This is a genomic window from Streptomyces sp. NPDC034037 (assembly GCF_055575715.1).
In genome coordinates this window covers 1-2,038 of record NZ_JBVISC010000022.1, presented here as the reverse complement: position 1 = coordinate 2,038, position 2,038 = coordinate 1, and the positions used below count along the sequence as shown (strand labels likewise).

Genomic DNA, 2,038 nt, shown 5'->3' with positions numbered 1-2,038 from the left:
AGCTTGTCGTTTATGGTCCGGCGTCGAACGCGGCTCGAACTTGGTCGGTGTTTTCGCAGTTCAGCAGACATGAAGGTGGCCTTCGTCTGATCCTGTGCTCCGTCACAGAGGCATAGGAACAGCACGAAGGCCGTGGTCGTGAGTTTGGTGCATCAGGGCGTCCTGCGGGATGCGTTCGCGGAAGTGTCACACTTCCGGTCGGAGTTGTACGCGTGTCTGACCGCACGGGGCGACGCCTTGTTCGAGTTATGCGACGCGCTGCTGTGCACGGACGGGCCGGTGCGAACACTGGTCGACCTGGCACTCGCGCCGGAACACCGCCGCGGGCACGGAGCTCTGTACGGCGGGCTCAACCAGGGACGGATCGATGTCGCCCGGTTGCGTCGCGCGCTGGCCGGGATGCCGCTGCCGAAGGCTGCGGACGGTCGGCTCGTGCTGGCCGCGGACGTCTCGCCGTGGCTACGGCCGGATGCCAACACCTGTGCTGACCGGACCTTTTGCCACACGTTCGGCCGAGGCGAAGGTAAACACCAGATGGTGCCCGGCTGGCCGTACTCGGTGGTGGCCGCACTGGAGAGTGGCCGTACGTCATGGACGGCGGTGCTGGATGCGGTCCGTCTGGAGCCCGGCGCGGACGTCGCCGCGGTCACCACGGACCAGATCCGCGAGGTCGTCGAGCGGCTGGTGGCCGCCGGCCAGTGGAAGCCTGGAGACCCGGACGTTTTGGTGGTGCTGGACGCTGGATACGACGCCCCGCGCATTGCCCACCTGCTGGCGGGTCTGCCCGTCGAAATTCTTAGTCGGCTTCGTTCGGATCGCGTGATGCGCCGGCCGACACCGCCGCGAGTTTACGACCCCAAGGGCGGCCGCCCGCCCAAGCACGGTGGCGAGTTCGTCTTCGGCGACCCCATTACCTGGGGTGTCGAGCAGGCTATGACGACCACAGACACCCGCCTCTACGGGAAGGCCGCCGCGCAGGCATGGGACCGGCTGCACCCGCGGTTGACCCGCCGGGCGGCCTGGCTCGACCACGACGGCCCGCTGCCCATCATCGAGGGCACAGTCATCCGCCTGGTCGTGGAGAAGCTGCCCAGTGGCGGGGTCAACAAGCCGGTCTGGCTGTGGTGGTCACGCGTCGGCGCCACCGAGGCGGACGTGGACCGCTGCTGGCAGTCCTTTCTCCGGCGCTTCGACATCGAGCACACGTTTCGCCTGTTCAAGCAGACACTCGGCTGGACCAAGCCCCGGCTTCGCAGCTCAGAAGCGGCCGACCGGTGGACCTGGCTAGTGATCGCCGCCTATGCCCAGCTCCGGCTCGCTCGTCCACTGGCCACCGACCTCCGACGGCCCTGGGAGAAGCCGACCGAGCCGAACAAACTCACACCCGCACGCGTCCGACGGGGGTTCAGGAACCTGCGCAAGAAGACCGGCTCTCCGACCGGTGCACCGAAACCGTCTCGCCCTGGCCCAGGTCGGCCACCGGGTTCGAAGAACCGTCGCCCGGCCACTCGTCATGACGTAGGCAGAGTCCTCGCGACCGGCGAGGCATACAAACGGCCCGCGCACCACAAGGTCGGCACCAAACCCCGACGTGTCTCGCCCGTTCCGGGCTGGCAGGCGGCCAGCACTGCCCGATGACCATGCAGTCAAGCAGGATGGGCAGCATGGACGCGAACGGAAGCAGACCCCTTGAAGACCTCGTGCAGTGGAATGGTGAGCTCTCCGGGCTCATCAGAGACGCCCGGCACGGCGAAGCGACATCGGCTGTCACCTTCCGGCGTGGCCATGCCGTGGATGCCGCGGAGAAGGTCACCACTAGGCTCGCCAGCCCCGGCCAGCTCGTCGACTGGGCACAGGCCGTGCACTTCGAGGACCGCGTGCACGTGGAGGAAGGACACCAGGACCTGCTGACCCAGTTCCTCGTCGAGATCTCGACGCCGGAGCTGTTCGAACCCGTCACCCACGATGTCTGCCAACGATGGCTACGCATCCTGCGGACATCGATGGCCTCCGATGCAGCCGAACGTTAAACGACAAG

At 67.0% G+C, this 2,038-nt stretch carries 2 protein-coding genes; both read left to right on the top strand.

The features are described 5' to 3' along the window. The first annotated feature begins 138 nt into the window (after positions 1 to 138). Positions 139 to 1,638, top strand: a complete 1,500-nt coding sequence (locus ACZ516_RS33845) for an NF041680 family putative transposase (RefSeq protein ID WP_469013618.1) — start codon at positions 139 to 141, stop codon at positions 1,636 to 1,638. Positions 1,639 to 1,664: 26 nt separating this feature from the next. Then, positions 1,665 to 2,030: a hypothetical protein gene (locus ACZ516_RS33840; protein ID WP_469013617.1), complete on the top strand. Its 366-nt coding sequence runs from the start codon at positions 1,665 to 1,667 to the stop codon at positions 2,028 to 2,030. Positions 2,031 to 2,038 lie beyond the last annotated feature (8 nt).

Bases quoted from the DNA above. Each gene is read 5' to 3' on its own strand.
- ACZ516_RS33840 (WP_469013617.1), top strand. From the start codon at position 1,665: ATGGACGCGAACGGAAGCAGACCCCTTGAAGACCTCGTGCAGTGGAAT.